Genomic DNA, 17,457 nt, shown 5'->3' on the forward strand with positions numbered 1-17,457 from the left:
ATCCAACCCTTGCCGGCAACGCAGCAGCCAACATGATCGATCCGCCTAAGCCTAAGATACTCAGCGCTGATGGCATCGTTGCGCCGCTGCGCTATGTCACCTTTCGGCGCATCTGGCTGGCGAGCCTGCTCTCCAACCTAGGCATCCTGATTCAAGGCGTCGGCGCGGCCTGGGCAATGACGCAGATGACCACGTCGGCCGGCGAGGTCGCGCTGGTGCAGACGGCTCTGATGCTCCCTGTTATGCTGATCTCAATGCCGGCCGGTGCCATCGCCGACATGCATGATCGGCGCCTCGTGGCTCTGGTTTCACTCACCGTCTCGCTCGCTGGAGCTAGCGCGCTGACAACGATAGCCTGTCTCGATCTGATCACGCCGGACTTGCTGCTCGCGGTGTGTCTTGTGATCGGCAGCGGTATGGCCCTGATGGCACCGGCCTGGCAATCCTCGGTCAGCGAGCAGGTGCCCGCGGAGGCGCTGCCGTCCGCGATCGCGCTCAACGGGATCAGCCGCAATATTGCGCAAAGTGTGGGACCGGCAATCGGAGGTGTCGTTGTGGCGGCGGCAGGTGCAGTTGCCGCGTTCGCGCTCAACGCGTTGCTGTATCTTCCGCTGATGGTCGCGCTGTTCCAGTGGCAGCGCATCTCCGAACCCACGCGACTGCCGCCAGAAAAGCTCAGCCGCGCCATCATCTCCGGTGTCCGCTACATCAGCAATTCGCCATCGATCAAGATCGTGCTGATCCGGACCATCGTGACGGAAGTGATTGGCGGCGCCATCTTGGCGCTGATGCCGCTCGTAGTGCGCGACCTCCTGCATGCTGGTGTCCAGACCTATGGCATCATGCTCAGCGCCTTTGGTCTGGGCGCGGTGATCGGTGCGCTTAGTATCACCGAGGTACGCAAACGCATGAGCGGCGAGGCGGCGATCCGCGCCTGCGCGCTGTCGCTGGGTGGCGCAATTGCCGCGGTCGCGCTGAGCCGCGAGCCGATGTTGACAGCGGCCGCGCTGGTCTTAGCCGGAGCGGTGTGGATAATAACGCGTGTGTTGTTCAATATCGGCGTACAGTTGTCCGCGCCACGGTGGGTGGCGGGTCGCTCGCTCGCTGCTTACCAGGCGGCGGGATCAGGCGGGTTTGCCGTCGGCAGCTGGGGTTGGGGCCTTCTAACCGACTCCGCCGGCGTCAAAATGGCGTTGCTAATCTCAGCCGCCGTGATGCTGGTCTCGCCCCTGTTGGGACTCTGGTTGCGAATGCCGCGCATCAGGGCGCGCTGCGAAGACACCGAGGTGCTAGCCAATCCCGAGGTGCGGCTCCCGCTAACCGACCGAAGCGGACCGCTCGTGGTTGAACTCGAGTATCGCGTCGCACAGGAAACGGCGCGGGGCTTTCACAACATCATGCAGGAAGTGCAACTCTCACGTCAACGAAATGGCGCCTATGGTTGGTCTATCGCTCGCGACATCGCCGATCCCGAACTGTGGACAGAGCGTTATCACTACCCAACCTGGCTCGACTATTTGCGCCAACGGAGCCGCAGGACGAGCTCGGAGCGCGCGCTGGATCACCAAGCGGAGGCCTTTCACATCGGTCCCGGCCCGGTGCGCATCCGCCGCATGCTGGAGCGCCCATTTGGATCGGTACGCTGGAAGGAAAACGTGCCCGATTACCCCGCGAGTGAAGTCCTACCTGATGACTGAAAACGAAGCGGGAGCACATGATACCCATCCGACAGCGTCGATCACCGGCAGCCTAGTGCGACGGAGCCCTTCCCACGACTTATCCAGCTCGCAAAGTCTGAGTATCGAGTCGCGGTTAGACCAGCCGCCAACGTTGCTGTGATCCAATTGGAAGGATGTCTAAATCCCAACTCACGCCAGGGATTGCTGGTGTTCAGAGAGATAATGGCGAGGAAATCGGCCGCGACGCGCGTCGTGCGGCATGGAGACGCTAGCCAAGCCGCTACGAATCCTGGACGCGTTTCGTGACATACCTTCTGGTGCAAGTTTGATGTCATCATCGACAACTACGACTCCTTCGTCTTCAACATTGCGTGCGATTTCCGCAAGCTTGGTGAAGCAACGCAGGTGATCCGGAAGGACGTGGTCAGCGTCAGCGATCTCGTTGTCCTCGAGCCGCGAGCAGTGGTGATCTCCCCCGGTCCCTACACTCCAAATCAGGCCCGAATATCTACCGCGATCGTCAGCGAACGTTCAGGTCGCATCCCAATTCTCGGCATCTGCCTGGGGACATGAGTGTATAGCGCGACAATCTGGGTGGGAAGCCGCATTGCGCCGCCTGAAATGTTCCTGAATGCTGAGCCATTGCCTCACGTAATTTGCTCCCCAGTGGGATGGGACTGCGGGGGCGACAATGAGGCAACTGAGCATGGCGACTCCAAGAGAGCTGACGGCCGCTGTGGAGCAGCGCTACAGAGAGGCGAGCCGCGCGGAGAAGGCGCGAATTCTCGACGAGTGTGTGGTTGTGACCGGCTTCCATCGAAAGCATGCGATGCGCCTGCTCCGAGGCGATATCGGGCAATCCTCGGTTCGGCGCACCCGTCGCCGGATTTACGAGGAAGCTGAACGAAATGCGCTGGTTGTTCTTTGGGAGGCATCGGACCGGATTTGCGGCAAGAGACTGAAAGCGCTGCTGCCGCTCCTGATCGAGTCGATGGAACGGAACGGCCACATGAGCCTGGCGCCAGAAATCCGCGCGAAGCTGCTAGCGGTGAGCGCGTCGACGATCGATCGGGCGCTGGGCAAGATCCGACAGGAGGGTGGACGCCAGCGGCGCCGTCCGGTGGCGAGCGCATTGCGACGGAGCATCCCGGTACGGACGTCCGCCGACTGGAAGGATCCGGCGCCGGGCTTTGTCGAAGCCGATCTGGTCGCCCACAGCGGGCCCTCGGCGCGCGGCAGTTTTATCCAGACGCTGGTGCTCACGGATATTGCGACCGGTTGGACGGAGTGTGCGCCGTTGCTGGTGCGCGAGCAAACGCTCCTGAGCACCGTGTTGACAGAACTTCGCCGACAGCTGCCGTTCTCGCTGCAGGGCATCGATACCGACAATGATACCGTGTTCATAAACGAAACGCTGAAAGCGTATTGCGAGCAGGCGAACATTGTCTTCACGCGGTGCCGACCCTACCGCAAGAACGACTAGGCGTTTGTCGAACAGAAGAACGGAGCCGTGGTCCGACGGATGGTTGGTTATCGGCGGTTTGAAGGGCTCGAGGCGGCTGCGTTGCTCGCAGAACTCTATCGCTCAGTGCGCCTGTTCGTGAACTTCTTCCAGCCGTCGTTCAAGCTGATCGCAAAACAGCGCGATGGCGCACGCGTCCGGAAATCTTATAGTGCGCCGACGACGCCGCATCAGCGGCTGGCAGCCGACCCACATACCTCCGATGCGGTTCGGGCCCGACTGCAGGAAATCTGCGTCAGCTTGGACGCGGTCGCGTTGCTGGGTGACATTCGGTCTGCGCAGCAACGTCTGGCCGACCTTGCCGACGTGAGGTCGGCGGGCGATTCGACTACTGCGGCCCCGCCAATCGAATTGTTCCTCGCCAGCTTGCGAACGGCTTGGAAAGAGGGCGCATCTCGACCGACGGACCGGCCGATCCTCAAAGCGAAGCGAGGTCGTCGTCGCCCTGATCCGCTCGTTCAGGCGACCCCACAGCTGCAGGAGTGGTTCAAGGTCGAGCCGTGGCGAACCGGCGCCGAGCTCCTGACAAGGCTACAAGCGGAATATCCGGGCGCGTACCCGGATAAGCTGCTGCGAACGCTTCAGCGCCGCCTCAAATCCTGGCGCAGCGAGCAGGCAAGCGCGCTGCTGTTTGGATCGGCAGATCATGCGGAGCGGTTCGACGAGACACCGGTTGCGCGGTAACAGCGCCCGCTTCCGGTACGGGGAGGCCGGTCGTTGCGCAACCCCGGCCAGCTCCACGACCGGCCTCCCCCGTACCGACCGTCCGTCTTCTTGGGAGCAAAATAAATGAGGCAACGATCGCGTCTTCGGGAACATTCCTCCATGAGGCAATACGCACTGTCATCCTGATTGCCGCGCGGCAATGAGTGCATTGGAAGCTTTTCGGCGGGCGCGTGGCGACGGCCGGGGGCTGTTCAGGGGCCTTCCGTCCCCCACGTTGCGTTGGACGTTACCACTCTCTTATCATCGAACTCGATCAGTTATGTGCGCAGCATCTGAGGGTGACGGCGCGTTCGGGGGAGATCAGCCGTCGCACATCGTAATCAACCAGCCTACAGGGTCCAGTTCCATCCGCAGTCGATACTTACTTAATAAGGGCACGTGCTGCTTTGGACTTTCGACGCGCAGAGCCGCGGGCCTTTAGCCCTTCCAAAAACTCCTTCCAGCTCGATCGGCTCTCCCGGTTGGCGAGCAGCGAGCTCGACCGCGAGCACCTGGCGCCGGCCTTCCCAGTCCACGCCGATCGCGATCAGCACCGCGTGGCTGGCAGTGATCCCATCCTCCTGGATCCGCTCGTAACGGGCGTCCAGGATCAGATAGGCGCTGGGCGCGGAGAAAAGGGAGCCCTCGGAAGGCCGACTTGGCTATCGCTCTGGCTACTACACACGCTCGCTGATCACCCGGGTCGGCACGATCGAGTTGAAGGTGCCGCAGGATCGGCCAGGGGCGGTTCTCGACCGAACTGTTTGAGCCATATCAGAGGTCCGAGAAGGCGCTGGTTGCGGCGTTGGCCGAGATGTACGTGCAGGGCGTCTCGACCCGCCAGGTGAAGCAGGTCACCGTAGTTCTGTTCGTCAAGTTCAGCAAAATCTATCATGGGGTCCGGTTGAGCCATCCTCTCGGAGCCGTCATCGCTATAAGGACCCTCCAAGGTCCCGAAGGGATACTCTCGGCTAACATTCAAACCGCCGACACGATCGCTCCAGGTTCATCCACGATATCGTTGGTCTGATCTGTTAGAGCGGCCTTGGAATCCCGATATAGCGTTCGATACCTTAGCGATGCAACAGATTCATCAGGGAGAAGGTGGACTCATCGCTATGCTTGGATAGCGCGATCTAACTCTGCCATCGATCGCACTGCCCTAAGTGAGCCGTCGAAAAGCAATTGCCAAACGTTTGCGCTTGTAGCGATTGCCGCCAGCCGTAGCGGCTTCCAATTCATGGTACTAACATTGAGTATGCTGACCAACGCAGGACCGAACACCAATTTGGTTAGGACACGATGTGTGTCACGTGCGAGATTGTTGGTTTGCAGAAGCGCTAACGTACTGCCTTCATCGTCAAGAACCGGACTTCTTCATATCGTCACGGCCGAGATCTGCCCCTTGCCCGCCATATCCGCGACAGGTCCGGCGGACGCTTGTCGTCGCAAACGATCAGTCGCGATTGTCGAAGACCTTCTTCGTGACTTCATTGCGCGCGCACGCCCTATCGCTTCTCACGGATAACGCGCAACGACGTCGATACTCACACAACTAATGATGAGGCTTGCAGCCACGGCGCTTGGGCCCAGGTATCGTTCGAGGTTGTATCCGACGAGCGCGATGCGACGAAATAATGCGAACACGATCGCCCCAATTGTTACGTTAATTTCCTCTCATGTCCTGCGAAGACAGCATTGCTCAACATGCGAAGTCAGAAACGACCCTGCTGGATGAGCTCGGAGCAGGCTGCGAGGGAGCATTATTTCTCCAGAACCACTACGTCGGAGGAAGACCAGCAAACTCGTACTCGTGCTCCCGGCTCGGGCCTCGACTCGGCACGGTCGGACACTAGCTTAGCCATAACGTTCAGGCCGTTCTCTGTGTTGACGGCCACGCGGGTCATACCACCGATAAACGAGCTGCCTGCAACTTCGCCGAACAGGACATTGCTATCTTCCTTGAAGGGCTCATCCGTGCCGCTGATCTGCACTTTCTCAGGTCGGATCATAATTAGCAGATCCGATCCTTCGACACATCCGCTGCAAGGAACGGCAATGGATCGATTTCCGGCAATCATCATCTGACCATCACCGATTATTCGTCCACTGATCAAATTCGATTCGCCGATGAACTCTGCAACGAATCGGTTGCGCGGTTGGAAATACAATTCATCTGGCGTCCCGAGCTGAGCGATTTGACCCATGCTCATTAGACAGATGCGGTCAGACATATAGAGCGCTTCTTCCTGGTCGTGAGTGACGTAAATGATGGTCGTTCCCAAGTCCTTGTGGAGGCGCTTAATCTCCCCCATCATCTGCTCGCGTAGATTTTTGTCCAACGCTCCTAGCGGCTCGTCCATCATAATAATGGCCGGCGAATATACGATGCAGCGCGCAATTCCGACGCGCTGTTGCTGACCGCCGGACAACTGGCGCGGCTTCCGATCCTCAAAGCCGTGCAGACCGACGCGATCGAGCGCCTCCATGACTTTAGCGCGGATCGTCACGGCGGGGTGATGCCGCGCGCGCAGCGGATAAGCCACGTTGTCAAACACAGTCATGTGCGGCATTAGGGCATAGTTCTGAAACACCATCCCAATCCCCCTCTCACGCGGAGGCACGCTGGTAATGTCGCGCCCATCCAGGAAAATAACGCCCGTCGTCGGCCCGATTGCACCTGCGATCAGATTGAGCAACGTAGTCTTGCCGGAGCCTGACGGGCCAAGCAGGGTAAGGAATTCGCCCTTCCGCACGCTGAGATCAGTCTGATGCAGCGCCGTCACCGAACCAAAGCTCTTCGATATGCTCTTCAGTGCAATCGCGTGGGTAGCGAGGTGCTCGTCAAGAACAGTGGCGTCGTGCATCCGGTTCACTCTGTTAGGGGAAGCGGCTGAGCTAGGCACAGAAATCGTCTCGGTGTACACCGTCTGGCTGATCATGTGGCTCTGTCTCCGCTTCCCTGACCTGAGGCATCATACCGGATGTTTTCCTCATTGACGTTCCGACCGGATTGTCGAACTAAACCGATCAAGTATCAATCGGTGTCGATTTCTTGAATGCGACCGCGACAATGCAGACCAACAGAGAAAGTGCCGTCATTAGGGTGGAAACGGCGGCGATGACCGGGGACACTTCCCATACGAGAGCGCTGAACATCCTTACCGGTAGGGTGATCGTATTGCTGGTAGCCAAGAACCAAGAAATGATAAGCTCATCGAAAGACATCAGAAACGCAAAGAATACAGCACTCACGAGCGACGGAACGAGCTGCGGTACAACGACGGTAAAGAACATCCGCATTGGCCCGGCTCCCATCAATTCCGCACCGAATTCGAGATTCCGATCCAGTTTTTGGACCCCCGCTACAATCATGAGCACGACGTAAGGCAAGATGTACATCACATGACCAAGCACAATGGCAAACGTCGTTGCGTAAATCTTGAGGTAGGAGAAGTAAAAATAGAGCCCGAGCCCCGAAACGACAGTCGGAACGACAAGCGGACTCATGATTATCGCGGTAAATAGTTCTTTGCCAACAAATTCATGGCGGGCGATCCAGTAACCTGCAGGTACTCCGGCCAGCATCGCGATTGCCGTGGACCCGAATGCTACCTTGATGCTCTCCAAAAGCGACTGTTGCCAAGCAGGCGAATTGAAGAAGATCCTGAAAAGGTCGAATGAATAACTCGTTGGCGGGAAGCTCAGCGCATTGGTGGCGCCGAATGCCATAGGGATCGTCACCACTATTGGCGCCCAGAGAAAGATATAGATAGCCACCGCGAGGCCGGTGCCTAACGCACGGTAGCGACGCGCATGCGGATCACGAATGATGTCTGGCACGAGTAAGCTTACATCCTGTATCGGCGCCAAAGCGCAAGAGGAGCGGCAAAGATCACGACCATCCCAAGCAAGGTCACACTGATGGCTGAGGCTTTTGGCCAGTCCAATACCTGTCGGTTGTAGAAATCGACCAAGTTCGAAAGCATTTGATCTTGCGCTCCACCGAGCAGCGCCGGGATTACAAAGGCCCCCAGCGATATGACAAAGACACTCAAGAGGCCGACGAATATACCCGGCAGAGTCATAGGAACGGTGATTGTCCAGAAGATGCGGGCGGGCTTCGCTCCCATGATAGAGGCCGCCCGGTAGATTGTGCGATCAATAGCGAGCAGACTGGCGAGAACGGGCAGCACGACTAGCGGAACAAGAAAGTTTGTCATCCCAATAAGAAGGCCGATCCGATTGAGTATGAGCGGCAGCTGAATCTTCGAATCAAAGATCCAGCTAAGGACACCATTGACGATCCCGTCACGGCCCAAAATAATTGTAAACGCGAAACATTTTACCAAAGTACTAGTCCAGAACGGTAGAAGAACGAGCACCATCAGAATTGCTCTGCGTCGTGCAGGCTGACGAGCAAGGTGTAACGCAACAATGAAACCTAAAACCAAGCTTAGCAGCGACGACAAGCCTGCAATAACAAGTGTGCTGGCCAAGGTTTGGGTGAATAGCTTGCTCGTCAAAAGTTCGGCGTAAGAGGCTAGTGATAGAGCCGCGCTGGTATAAAACACATACAAAAGGGGCGGCAGCACAATCAGGACCGCGACCAATGCGGCCGGCGTCATGAAGATACCCTGCGCGCTGATGCTGCCAGTTTTTGTCATAAGCCGCTAGTCGCTCGCCCCATAGTGCCGGACAAATGCTATTCTCAAATAAGGCTAGCTGAATATCCGGCGGCGCTTCACCATTCTTTCTTCATTCACGCGGAATACCTGCGCATGTGGCCATTTTTTCGCAGCTTCTCGTCGTCGCGTAGCTCTTCATGGGTCATCTTCCCCAGATCAAACACGGCAACACACGTCGCCGTCGCTTAAGGAGAACCTTCGACGCACCTCTCAACCCCGCCGTCGGATCAGCGTGTCGCGCATTTCATTTCTCATCCACCAGTCAGTTCGTGAAAAGTCAAATCGGGATATCGGCAACGACTGATCGATCGTTCGATCAGCAACGAAGCTATTCAAAGCGAATTCGAGGAAGCGTTGCTGCTGTCTGCCTGGATGAAGCAGGTAGTCGCGCGCGGCCATCGAGCCTGCGCGAGGTCCGCGCATCCGCAGCGTAGTTATCACTCCGCAGGAGATGGTTGCCCTGTTCAGACCAACGTGATTCCGGGGGCGGCACATGTCGACTGAGGTGAAGATTGGAAAGCAGCATTCGCTTTTACTATCGATTCTTCGTCAGATTACCATCGGTACGAAGTCGCGTGTTTGGGACGGGCCTGCCGGACCCATCCCGAAAAGAGAGAGCACTCAGCCAAGTATCCACTCTTTGAAACGACGCGATGCAACCTCGAAGTTATCTGCCCAGTACGCGTTGTTGACTATGAGATTTTTGGGATTTTCGAAATTTGGCTGCCATTTGCGAGTCTGCTCCGTTAACAGCGGCACGGCCTTCCTGGATACCGGAATGAGGCCAGTCTGATTCATTACTCGCGCCTGAACTTCTGGGCGGACAAAATAGGAGATAAGCTTCTTCGCGTTTTCTTTGTTGGGTGCGCCCTTGAGCAAGGCCATGTCCTCAGAATAGATGAGGTTCTGCTCGAAGGAGAAAGCCAAGGGCTTTCCGCCGCCCGTCTCAGTCGTCGCCTTGACGCGAGTCGCATAAGTGAAGGTGAAATCGGCCTCGCCGGTCTGCACAAGGCTGATCGATTGAGGGGTCGACTCCACCCATGTGGCGATACTCGGCCTGATCCGATCGAGCACCTTGAGCGCACGATTCAGATCGAGCGGATAAATGTCCTTCGACGGCACGCCATCAGCGAGAAGCGCCACCTCGAGTGGCGAACCACGAAGAGTCCTAAAGAGGAGACGACGTCCAGGGAATTTGTTCAGGTCGAAATATTCGGCAAAGTTGGTTGGGTGCTTTCCAGGACCGTATTTCTGCGGATCCCATGCTATACCAGACGTATAAATATTCCACGAGAGTCTATCGCTTTCCGGTCGAACGACCAAATCCTCAAGGTCAAACAAGGAAGGATCAAGCTTCTCCCAAAAGCCCTGCTTGGAACCGGCAGCGGCCTCAGCGCCTGCGCCGCTATAGATGTCCCATTCGACATTGCCCGTGAGCAGCTGCGCTTTAATTCTTGCGAGCTCGGGTGCAGGGACGATGTTGACCTTGATTCCCGTTTCTTCAGTGAAGCCCTTCATTACGTGCTTTTCCAAGGCTTCCTGAAAGCTTCCGCCATAACTGGTGAACGTTACCGAATTAGACTGGGCGCGCGAGGGCTTGATCAGCATCGGCGCCGCAAGTACGCTCGCCGTGCCGGCAAGGACGGTGCGACGTGACAGGATTGAGCCGGACCTGTTCTTCATGGACATTCCCTTCCTGTTTACGGCGTCCGCGCCTAGGGTAGCGGATGATCAAGCAGCCATTGTTATTTAATGATGGTAACTGATTATTAAGGTAGGATTTCGCCATATTTGTAAGAATTGCGCGGAATTTCTTCGCGAGTCCCTTTGAGCGGCGTCCTTCGTCGTAATCCTCGAAAGCCACTTCTTACATCGACCCACTGATGCGCTGTCTTTGTCCTCTACGACACCAGCCTCAAATAGCCGCACGCCGGACGCCACCGAGCTGACGACCGACGATCGTAATTCCCTTGTGAAAGAACCTTCAGGGCTCCGCCATGGATGACAGAGATTCAGCGATGAGCGCTGCTCTGGAATTTGGTGAGCATGAGCGAGCGCGGCGAGCCACGAGACGGGCGATTCATTGGCGCTTACGAACTCGCTTGCCACGAACGCCAGTGACTCGGGCTTGCTTCAGCGAAAAGGAACGCTTAGCACAGGATCCATTCCTTGAAACGGCAAGATACAGCCCCGTAGTTGTCTCCCCAGTACTCCTTGCTGATAATGAGGCTTTTGGGGCTGCTCAAATCTGGTTGCCACTTTCGCGTTCAGGGAACAACATCGGCCGAGGCGCGGGCCTCCTCTCGAAGAGAAGCACGAGCATCGTCAAAATGGCCGAAAAGGGACGGATCGGCCGCCGTTCCCACACTCAACGTGAATACAGCCTTCATGCAAGCGATCTCCACGTCGGACTTCACGATAGGCAAATTAAGTAAGATCCAGCGCTTGTTCTGTTTACTCCATGAGTGGTTCGGAAATCCACGTTCAAGCTCGACGGATATTACCGCATCATATCGCGCCCGGAGGCCTCTATCTTGATGATCTCCGCTCCCATATCCCTTGGCAAAGCGCCCAAATGGCCTGCAATGTAGCTTGTGAGATGGCGCACGACTATTCTCATGAAACGCGTCGGGCGTTTTTGCCTCTAATATTCAAGTTCGAACAAACACTTCGACCGGTCGCGCGCTGGCCTGGCGCGAGATCGGTTTGACCTAGTGAATCGGTGATCAACAGGCAGGAACATCGAGATCCGGAACGCTGCGAACATCAAGACCATCCGAGCTCTCTTGATTACGTTCATCGGTCGCGAACATGCGCAGACTATCGATGATTTATACCGAAGCGCTCGCGCATAATTGCTCGTCCATCGCGGACACAATGTGGCGCGCCTCCTCGACCCCATCCTGAGACGACGGGAAGATCTCATTGATGATGGGGATATGCCTGAGCTGGATCGCTGACGCCTACGACGCGCCCATGCGCCTGGATCTCTCGCTGATTCGCCGGACCAGCTCGAGGTAATCCAACCTTGAGGTCATGGCGCCTTTGACGTGAACAATTCCGGTGACGCAGACCTGCAGCACTGAATAGCCCAGATGCAAATCCCTCAGCGGGTTCATCGTCGAGACGGCCAAGGAAAGGCCAAGGAAGCGAGCGCCATCTCCACCCGGGAGCGGGCAGGCAGCGCCAACTCGCTTGACCGGCGGGGATACCATGCAAATAGTCGTACATTCCGCACATCGCCACTGCGGCTTCCGAATGCGGCCAAATCTCGACTTGGCGACTGGCAGATCGCGACCTCTCCAACTGTCAACAACCAAGTCGAGAGCGGCGACATCCTCCGGATCTTCAGTCTTATACTTATGATAGCATCATCCAGATCGGCTGCCATGCCACGACACCTTGCGGCTCTCTCACGTAGGAACTCAATTCGCTGCTCGGTCTGGCAGTGATCTGCGTTCTCACCTGTTCAGTAAGAACACGTAATTGTTCGGCGCTCTCGCGATACTGGTCGTCCGTTTCGACATCACTGGTCAAGCTGCGAATCATCTGACAATCACGGCTACAGCCGTGAACGGTCTACCAAGATGCGATGAGAGACATCGGGCCGCGCGAGGAGTTCGAGGCGCATCACGAAGCGCACGGCATGATCGGCGACGTCTCTGGCGGCACCTGAACCCGAACGGCAGCGAGATCGATGTGCTGTCGTTCGGGCCGCCGCGTGGTGTTTCAGCGAGCGGGAGGCGTTCCTGGTGCGCTGGTGGGTGTGACGGAGACTCTATCGCACGCCATTCGATCCGATCCGGTCATGGATGAGATGTCAGCACTGAGCGTCGGCAGCGCGGCATGCACGTCTTCCACCAATGCCCAAAGCCTAGCCGGTCGGCAGCGTTGAGGCACTGATATCAGGCCCGACGAAGCACTACGGCAAAGTCGACGCGCCACGGGCACGGCCGCAAAGCGCCTCTCGTGGCGTGTTTGCGAGACAAGAGCTCCACGCTCCATCGCATGAAGAGCGTGCATTACCCTCAAGCTGGCGCAGAATTTCGCATGCAGGGCGTTACATTAGCGAATTACGACTGGGATGGTTCAGTAAAACTTGCGCAAGGAATGGGGAGGAGCCGAGCATTGAAACCGACTATATTGCCAATACCCGATGCGTAACCTCTGTACGAGCGACTGAAGCATCTGGCGGATCCTGAGCGTATGACGAGGATGCGCCCCAAGGAGCGATGGGATGAACTGGGATACTATCGGATTCCGTACCAGCCGGTGATGGTGTCATACGCCCGATCAATCGTGCGCCTTGCGTTGAGTCGATTTGGTAGCCCCAAATCAGCGAATTTTGTTGATTCACCTGCTGCCTGGGATGGATGAATGAGCAAAGGCAAACTTTATTCGCTTGAACTCCAGGAAGACGCGCCATACACCCCGAGCGACGACCGCATTTTGCGTCTGGCGCATCAGGACGCTGATCGAGACAGGTTCCACTGGGGCCAACGATCACTCGAAATACGCTAGGTGGCGGGTCTCAACGCTCAGCCGCGGCTTCGCGTCAGGGTGCGCAAGACGGTTGTCGAAGGCAGTATGAAATACCTTTGAGTTGAATCTTGTTTCTGTATCAAAGCCCTTGAACAAGATAAATTCATCCTTGCTCATATCGGGGAAGTAATACCACCGCTGGAGCGGGTTATAATGCGCCAGCCAGACCTTGGCGGCGATATCATCTCTGGCGAACGCCGCAGTGACGACGTCTGCATCTGCCACAGATGATCCATCACAAAGTGTCAGGGGATAATCTTGTGGACCCGGGGACAAAGCGCGCCAAGTTTGGATAAGCAACATGCGCGAGTATGGCCGGAACTTGAATCCCTGTTCGTAGTCGGAAATTGCAGCAACCGCAGGCGTGGAAACTGCCGCGTAATCAATGTGGCTGAGGCGAGATGTCGGCTGATTTCCGTTGGCAGCATCTGGTGACCGGACCTGGGCGGGGGGCGCAGCGGTGCCGTGCCGTAAATTTGTAACCCACGACGCGTTGAAATAGCCCTTCACAAACGCATTCATTTCCTCGACATATTCGTCGGCTGCAAGCTTCGGGTCTCGCTCGTTTACGGTAGCAGATTTGTGCTGGATAAGGGTGAAGCCTTCGCGATCCAGGCTTAGCGTGTTGACGATCGGGCGAGCATTGCGGATGTCGACGTCGTGATCGATTACGGTCGGAGAACCAAATCGTTCGGGACCACGGTACCCCGGCCCTTCTTCAGCCGTACGCCGCACGAAGGCGACTTTCGCGCACACCCCATCAAATGGTTCGGTCGCCGCCGGCATCGCTGACAAAGCTGCAGCTGCTGTTCCCATTGCGGTTCCTCTCTTTCCGCTCGCATCCGTTACCATCCAAGAATAGCGCCAGCCATGCGCAAGAATCCTGCAAAAACGAGCCGTTCACGACGCAGATCCTCCATGCGATGCCGCTTCCCGCTCTATTTCAGCTCAGAGCGAATCGACGTCCAATCAGTTCGCAGTATGGCCGCGCTCGGAGTCAAACCACGCCACCCTTCATTGCCACGGATTCCATTGCAGCGTCATTCCTCTTTTAGCCGCATGATGTTGACGACGAAATCAGCTTACACACGCGAGTTTCATCCGACGAACTCGACGCCTCTCCGCTTGAGGTCTTTGTTGATCTCTCCTTCACAATTGTCAGGCAACGATTCAAAAGAGAAGGCCCAACTTCTCGCGTCATCATGGCCGAAGCGAATGTGCAAGGAGCGATCACAGCAAGCGGCACCGAGCGGCTGCATCCAGGTTTGAAGGGGCTTCCTAGCATGCGGCTCGCCATCATCTCGCCTTTTGCGCGCTCGCCGTTGATGATTCCGAGTGGTTGCCGGCAATGATCTCGCAAAGCAGGAGGAAATCGCTTAGCTTCACTAAGCGTCCGAGTTACATCCGTAGTACGAGCAACATCCGCGATCTCCTTTCCGTCACGATATCAGCCTCCACGAACGTTCGCGGATCCCGCGAGTGCGAGTGCGCCGCGCCGCAACGAAACCACGACGACGAAAGGTTAGCGGACGCGCGCTAGGCTAGGCGAGCCTATCTCTTGGCTCGAATGGTTTTGGGGAGGCATTGAAACGCTCATGCGGCGCCTGTACGTTTTTGCGTTGCACCTCCTGTTAATTTGACGATTTCCTGTTAGCCTGTCATTTTCCGACGAATTACAAAATGGACAGCTCGCATTCGAGGTCGTGCAAACAGAACGAGTTAACTTCCGAGGTGATCGGCCAACTCGCTGGATCGTCTCTCTCAGGCACCGTGTGTCAAAAGACGACTGAAAACCAACGTTCGACGGTATTATCGAGGCTGATGTCTCCATCACCAAGGGCAATTGGAAGGCCAATTCAAATGCTAAGACGCCGCCGAGGATTGACGAGCGCTAATGCAGTTTGCCCCGACCGCAGGTCCACGCATTTCGTTGTAGCGGTTAACGCGCTTTCCGGCCGGTGCTGATAGCTTATAGTGACCGTGACTCTTCTCGGGCGTCCCAAATGGGCTTGGGGAGTAGAAGCATTATGTCAGCGTGGTTTACTGAGCTCGAGCCGATCCGTGATGCTCGATTGCCAATCGCCTGTTTGGCATCACGATAAGGTTCAAGGCCGATAGGTCGGATCCTGCGCGACCGGCTCGAAGTAGATGCTGTGACCTTGCCGTCAAGCTTTATCCAATCCTGAGTTCGCTCGGGCTGTTGGGTTTGCCCGAATAGGCGGTGGTGCTAGCGACGGGAGCTGGCCCGGAGCCCTCAGGATAGCGCAGCGCCAGATCCCGGCGTGAGTGGCAGGTCAAGGCGAACTCGGAGGGGTTTTCCATCCGAGCTGCGAGTGTGGTCGCGTGTCGTTGTACAAAAACGTTTGGGAACGCCCACAGAACCGTTCTTTGCCAGGTTCTTTGTCGACATGGTCCTTTGCTTGCTCGCCGAGTTTGTGTTCATGGGACCGTCGACAAGCTCGATGATGTCGCTTTTCGCCGCACCCTGGACGGGTCGCAAGCAGATCGTTGGCCAGAATTGCCAGCATCGGTGTTCGACCGATCGGTATGCCCTGTCGCCGAGCCTTTGACAACTCAGCCGTTTGTTAGCATCGATGCACTCGCCGCGCTTTCTGCACTTATCGCTCTAGCGTTGAAGAATCGAATGCCATCAGCTGCCCTGCTTTCTGGTGCATCCAGAGGCTCTTACGACCAGAGTCGGGGAGCGACTCATGTCGCGCCAGACGGCAACGTCAGGGAGCGGATACCGACACAATCAACACCCGCGGTCGCCGCAGCAGATGGATCTGTTCGGGAGCATCCGGTTGAACGGCGCCCTCGGCGCGTGCATGGTCGGACCTGCCGGCGGAAGCACTGGCGGTCCTGATGCGTCTGATGAAGCAGTTACTTCGTGAAGCCGGCGATCGATCGGTATGAGAAAGATCCGGATCGGCGGGCGATCAAGCTGGTGTTCGACAAGATCGAGGAACTGGGCAGCGCGCGACAGGCGCTCTGCTGGCTCCACGAGTACAATCTCGACCTCGAGGACGCACTGCTTCACGTTGTCGGTCCGGGCGCTACCGCCGCTGCAACCGCTGCCGCCAAGGTGGCCAGGGAAAGGCGGGGATCAGGTGCGCGAGGCTTTCAGTCGCGACCTCGAGGCGGCGCGCTATGCCGCTGACCGGGCCTTCCGGCAATACGATGCCGCTGCCCCCATCAACCGGCTCGTGGCGGGCGAGCTTGAAGCGCGCTGGAACAGGGCTCTCGTTCACGTGGCGGAGGTCGAGGGCAAGATCGCCATGCATGATACGGCGAGGCCCGCCTTCATTGCCGATCCAGCTTTGCTGGCGTTCTGGCCTCAAATTCAAAACGGTCTGGGATGCGCCAACGACGGATGCTCGCCTCAAGAAGCGCGTTGTGCGCACCCTCATCTATGAGATCGTCGCCAATATCGACGATGCCACCTCCGAGATCGTCCTCATCGTCCACTGGGTCGGCGGTGTTCACAGCGAGATACGGCTGCCCAAGCGCCGGCGTGGACAGCGCAACAGCACCTCTGCCGATATCATCCATGCCGTGCGTCAGCTGGTGCTGATCGCGAGCGACGATCTGATTGCCGGCCTCCTCAACCGCAACGGCCTCAAGACTGGCAACGGCAATCGCTGACCCGCGAGCGCGTCAGCTCAAGTGCGCTCGAACTACCACATACCGGTGTTCAAGCCGCCGAGGACGGGATTGCCCCCTGGCTCAACCTCGGCAACGCCGCACAGATCCTAAAGATCGGCCCAAGACGCTCTCGGCTCGCCACCGAAGCCGGCGAGATCGAAGCCATCCAGCCGCTTGGCCTCCGAGACCTCCATCCCGCCGAATTCGGCCTTCCATTTGTAAATGCTGGCGTCGCTGACGCCATGCTTGCGGCACAGATCGGCGACCGAAACGCCGGCCTCGTGCTGCTTCAAAAGCGCTTCATGCTCTGGTCCTTGTCGTGGGCCAGAGCGAACTTCAAGCTGGATTAAGCCCGTGGGCAAGATCAGCTGAGCTGGACCTTCTTCACGATGGCCGCTCACAAGCCTGCCCGCTAGCGCGCCCCGCATCGACCGACTCAAGCTTGCGCCTGGACCGAGTTGGCCTCTCCATCATGGTCGCCGAATCGAGCTCCGGTTCGCCGAGCGGTGCTTTGATTTAGATCTGGCAATTTCGGCTCGCGGCGACTCATGTCGCTTGCTTGTGCCTCGTGAGGAGTTCAATTGAAGGCGGGCGGCGCACGCTCGACATTGGCCGAACGCGCGGGACCCGGCTTCGGCACGATGGAGCCTGTCGGGGAGTTAAACCTTTGGCGCAA

The 17,457-nt window shown here is 57.6% G+C and carries 11 protein-coding genes and 5 pseudogenes; 6 read left to right on the forward strand and 10 right to left on the reverse strand.

The features are described from left to right. The first annotated feature begins 32 nt into the window (after positions 1–32). The 3 genes and pseudogenes from QA643_RS25810 to QA643_RS25820 all read left to right on the forward strand — a co-directional run bounded on the left by QA643_RS25810 (position 33) and on the right by QA643_RS25820 (position 3,885). On the forward strand, positions 33–1,697 hold the full coding sequence (locus tag QA643_RS25810) for an MFS transporter (protein WP_283028638.1): 1,665 nt from the start codon (positions 33–35) through the stop codon (positions 1,695–1,697). Positions 1,698–2,045: 348 nt separating this feature from the next. Next, positions 2,046–2,252, forward strand: a complete 207-nt coding sequence (locus tag QA643_RS25815) for a hypothetical protein (protein WP_283034933.1) — start codon at positions 2,046–2,048, stop codon at positions 2,250–2,252. A gap of 118 nt (positions 2,253–2,370) precedes the next feature. Then, positions 2,371–3,885: pseudogene (locus QA643_RS25820) on the forward strand (ISNCY family transposase). A gap of 448 nt (positions 3,886–4,333) precedes the next feature. On the opposite strand, the pseudogene QA643_RS25830 reads toward QA643_RS25820, so the two are convergent. Continuing rightward, positions 4,334–4,556 (reverse strand): annotated as a pseudogene (locus tag QA643_RS25830) (transposase); the annotation flags it as partial. On the opposite strand from QA643_RS25830, the pseudogene QA643_RS25835 reads away from it, so the two are divergent. Then, positions 4,525–4,765, forward strand: a pseudogene (locus QA643_RS25835) (transposase); the annotation flags it as partial. The pseudogenes QA643_RS25830 and QA643_RS25835 sit on opposite strands and share 32 nt — an antisense overlap. Positions 4,766–5,669: 904 nt before the next feature. Here QA643_RS25835 and QA643_RS25840 read toward each other — a convergent pair. The 8 genes and pseudogenes from QA643_RS25840 to QA643_RS25875 all read right to left on the reverse strand — a co-directional run. Next, positions 5,670–6,848, reverse strand: coding sequence for an ABC transporter ATP-binding protein (locus QA643_RS25840; RefSeq protein WP_283028639.1), 1,179 nt, complete (start codon positions 6,846–6,848; stop codon positions 5,670–5,672). An 88-nt stretch (positions 6,849–6,936) separates the two neighbouring features. Continuing rightward, positions 6,937–7,749, reverse strand: a complete 813-nt coding sequence (locus QA643_RS25845; protein ID WP_283028640.1) for an ABC transporter permease — start codon at positions 7,747–7,749, stop codon at positions 6,937–6,939. Between the two features lie 8 nt (positions 7,750–7,757). Continuing rightward, entirely contained in the window at positions 7,758–8,573 is an 816-nt protein-coding gene (locus tag QA643_RS25850; RefSeq protein WP_283028641.1) for an ABC transporter permease, read from the reverse strand. A gap of 231 nt (positions 8,574–8,804) precedes the next feature. Further along, a complete protein-coding gene (locus QA643_RS25855) occupies positions 8,805–8,993 on the reverse strand; it encodes a hypothetical protein (RefSeq protein ID WP_283028642.1) in 189 nt (62 codons plus the stop codon). A 222-nt stretch (positions 8,994–9,215) separates the two neighbouring features. Next, a complete protein-coding gene (locus tag QA643_RS25860) occupies positions 9,216–10,277 on the reverse strand; it encodes an ABC transporter substrate-binding protein (RefSeq protein WP_283028643.1) in 1,062 nt (353 codons plus the stop codon). 584 nt (positions 10,278–10,861) lie between these two features. After that, the gene (locus QA643_RS25865; protein ID WP_283028644.1) at positions 10,862–10,984 is read right to left on the reverse strand and encodes a hypothetical protein; all 123 of its coding nucleotides are present in this window, start codon (positions 10,982–10,984) and stop codon (positions 10,862–10,864) included. Between the two features lie 2,113 nt (positions 10,985–13,097). After that, the gene (locus QA643_RS25870; RefSeq protein WP_283028645.1) at positions 13,098–13,952 is read right to left on the reverse strand and encodes a CmcJ/NvfI family oxidoreductase; all 855 of its coding nucleotides are present in this window, start codon (positions 13,950–13,952) and stop codon (positions 13,098–13,100) included. A gap of 1,356 nt (positions 13,953–15,308) precedes the next feature. Continuing rightward, positions 15,309–15,490, reverse strand: a pseudogene (locus tag QA643_RS25875) (IS3 family transposase); the annotation flags it as partial. A gap of 536 nt (positions 15,491–16,026) precedes the next feature. On the opposite strand from QA643_RS25875, the gene QA643_RS25880 reads away from it, so the two are divergent. Both QA643_RS25880 and QA643_RS25885 read left to right on the forward strand, forming a co-directional pair. Next, positions 16,027–16,296, forward strand: a complete 270-nt coding sequence (locus QA643_RS25880; protein ID WP_283028646.1) for a hypothetical protein — start codon at positions 16,027–16,029, stop codon at positions 16,294–16,296. Between the two features lie 146 nt (positions 16,297–16,442). Next, entirely contained in the window at positions 16,443–16,781 is a 339-nt protein-coding gene (locus tag QA643_RS25885; protein WP_283028647.1) for a hypothetical protein, read from the forward strand. A 167-nt stretch (positions 16,782–16,948) separates the two neighbouring features. Here QA643_RS25885 and QA643_RS25890 read toward each other — a convergent pair. Further along, positions 16,949–17,128, reverse strand: a pseudogene (locus QA643_RS25890) (transposase); the annotation flags it as partial. Positions 17,129–17,457 lie beyond the last annotated feature (329 nt).

Origin of the sequence: Bradyrhizobium sp. CB3481 (assembly GCF_029714305.1) — a bacterium.
In the GTDB taxonomy this organism is placed as follows: Bacteria; Pseudomonadota; Alphaproteobacteria; order Rhizobiales; family Xanthobacteraceae; genus Bradyrhizobium.

Coding starts and splice junctions, on each gene's coding strand:
- QA643_RS25810 (WP_283028638.1), top strand. CDS start 33: ATGATCGATCCGCCTAAGCCTAAGATACTCAGCGCTGATGGCATCGTT.
- QA643_RS25840 (WP_283028639.1), bottom strand. CDS start 6,848: ATGATCAGCCAGACGGTGTACACCGAGACGATTTCTGTGCCTAGCTCA.
- QA643_RS25850 (WP_283028641.1), bottom strand. CDS start 8,573: ATGACAAAAACTGGCAGCATCAGCGCGCAGGGTATCTTCATGACGCCG.
- QA643_RS25855 (WP_283028642.1), bottom strand. CDS start 8,993: ATGGCCGCGCGCGACTACCTGCTTCATCCAGGCAGACAGCAGCAACGC.
- QA643_RS25860 (WP_283028643.1), bottom strand. CDS start 10,277: ATGAAGAACAGGTCCGGCTCAATCCTGTCACGTCGCACCGTCCTTGCC.
- QA643_RS25865 (WP_283028644.1), bottom strand. CDS start 10,984: ATGAAGGCTGTATTCACGTTGAGTGTGGGAACGGCGGCCGATCCGTCC.
- QA643_RS25870 (WP_283028645.1), bottom strand. CDS start 13,952: ATGGGAACAGCAGCTGCAGCTTTGTCAGCGATGCCGGCGGCGACCGAA.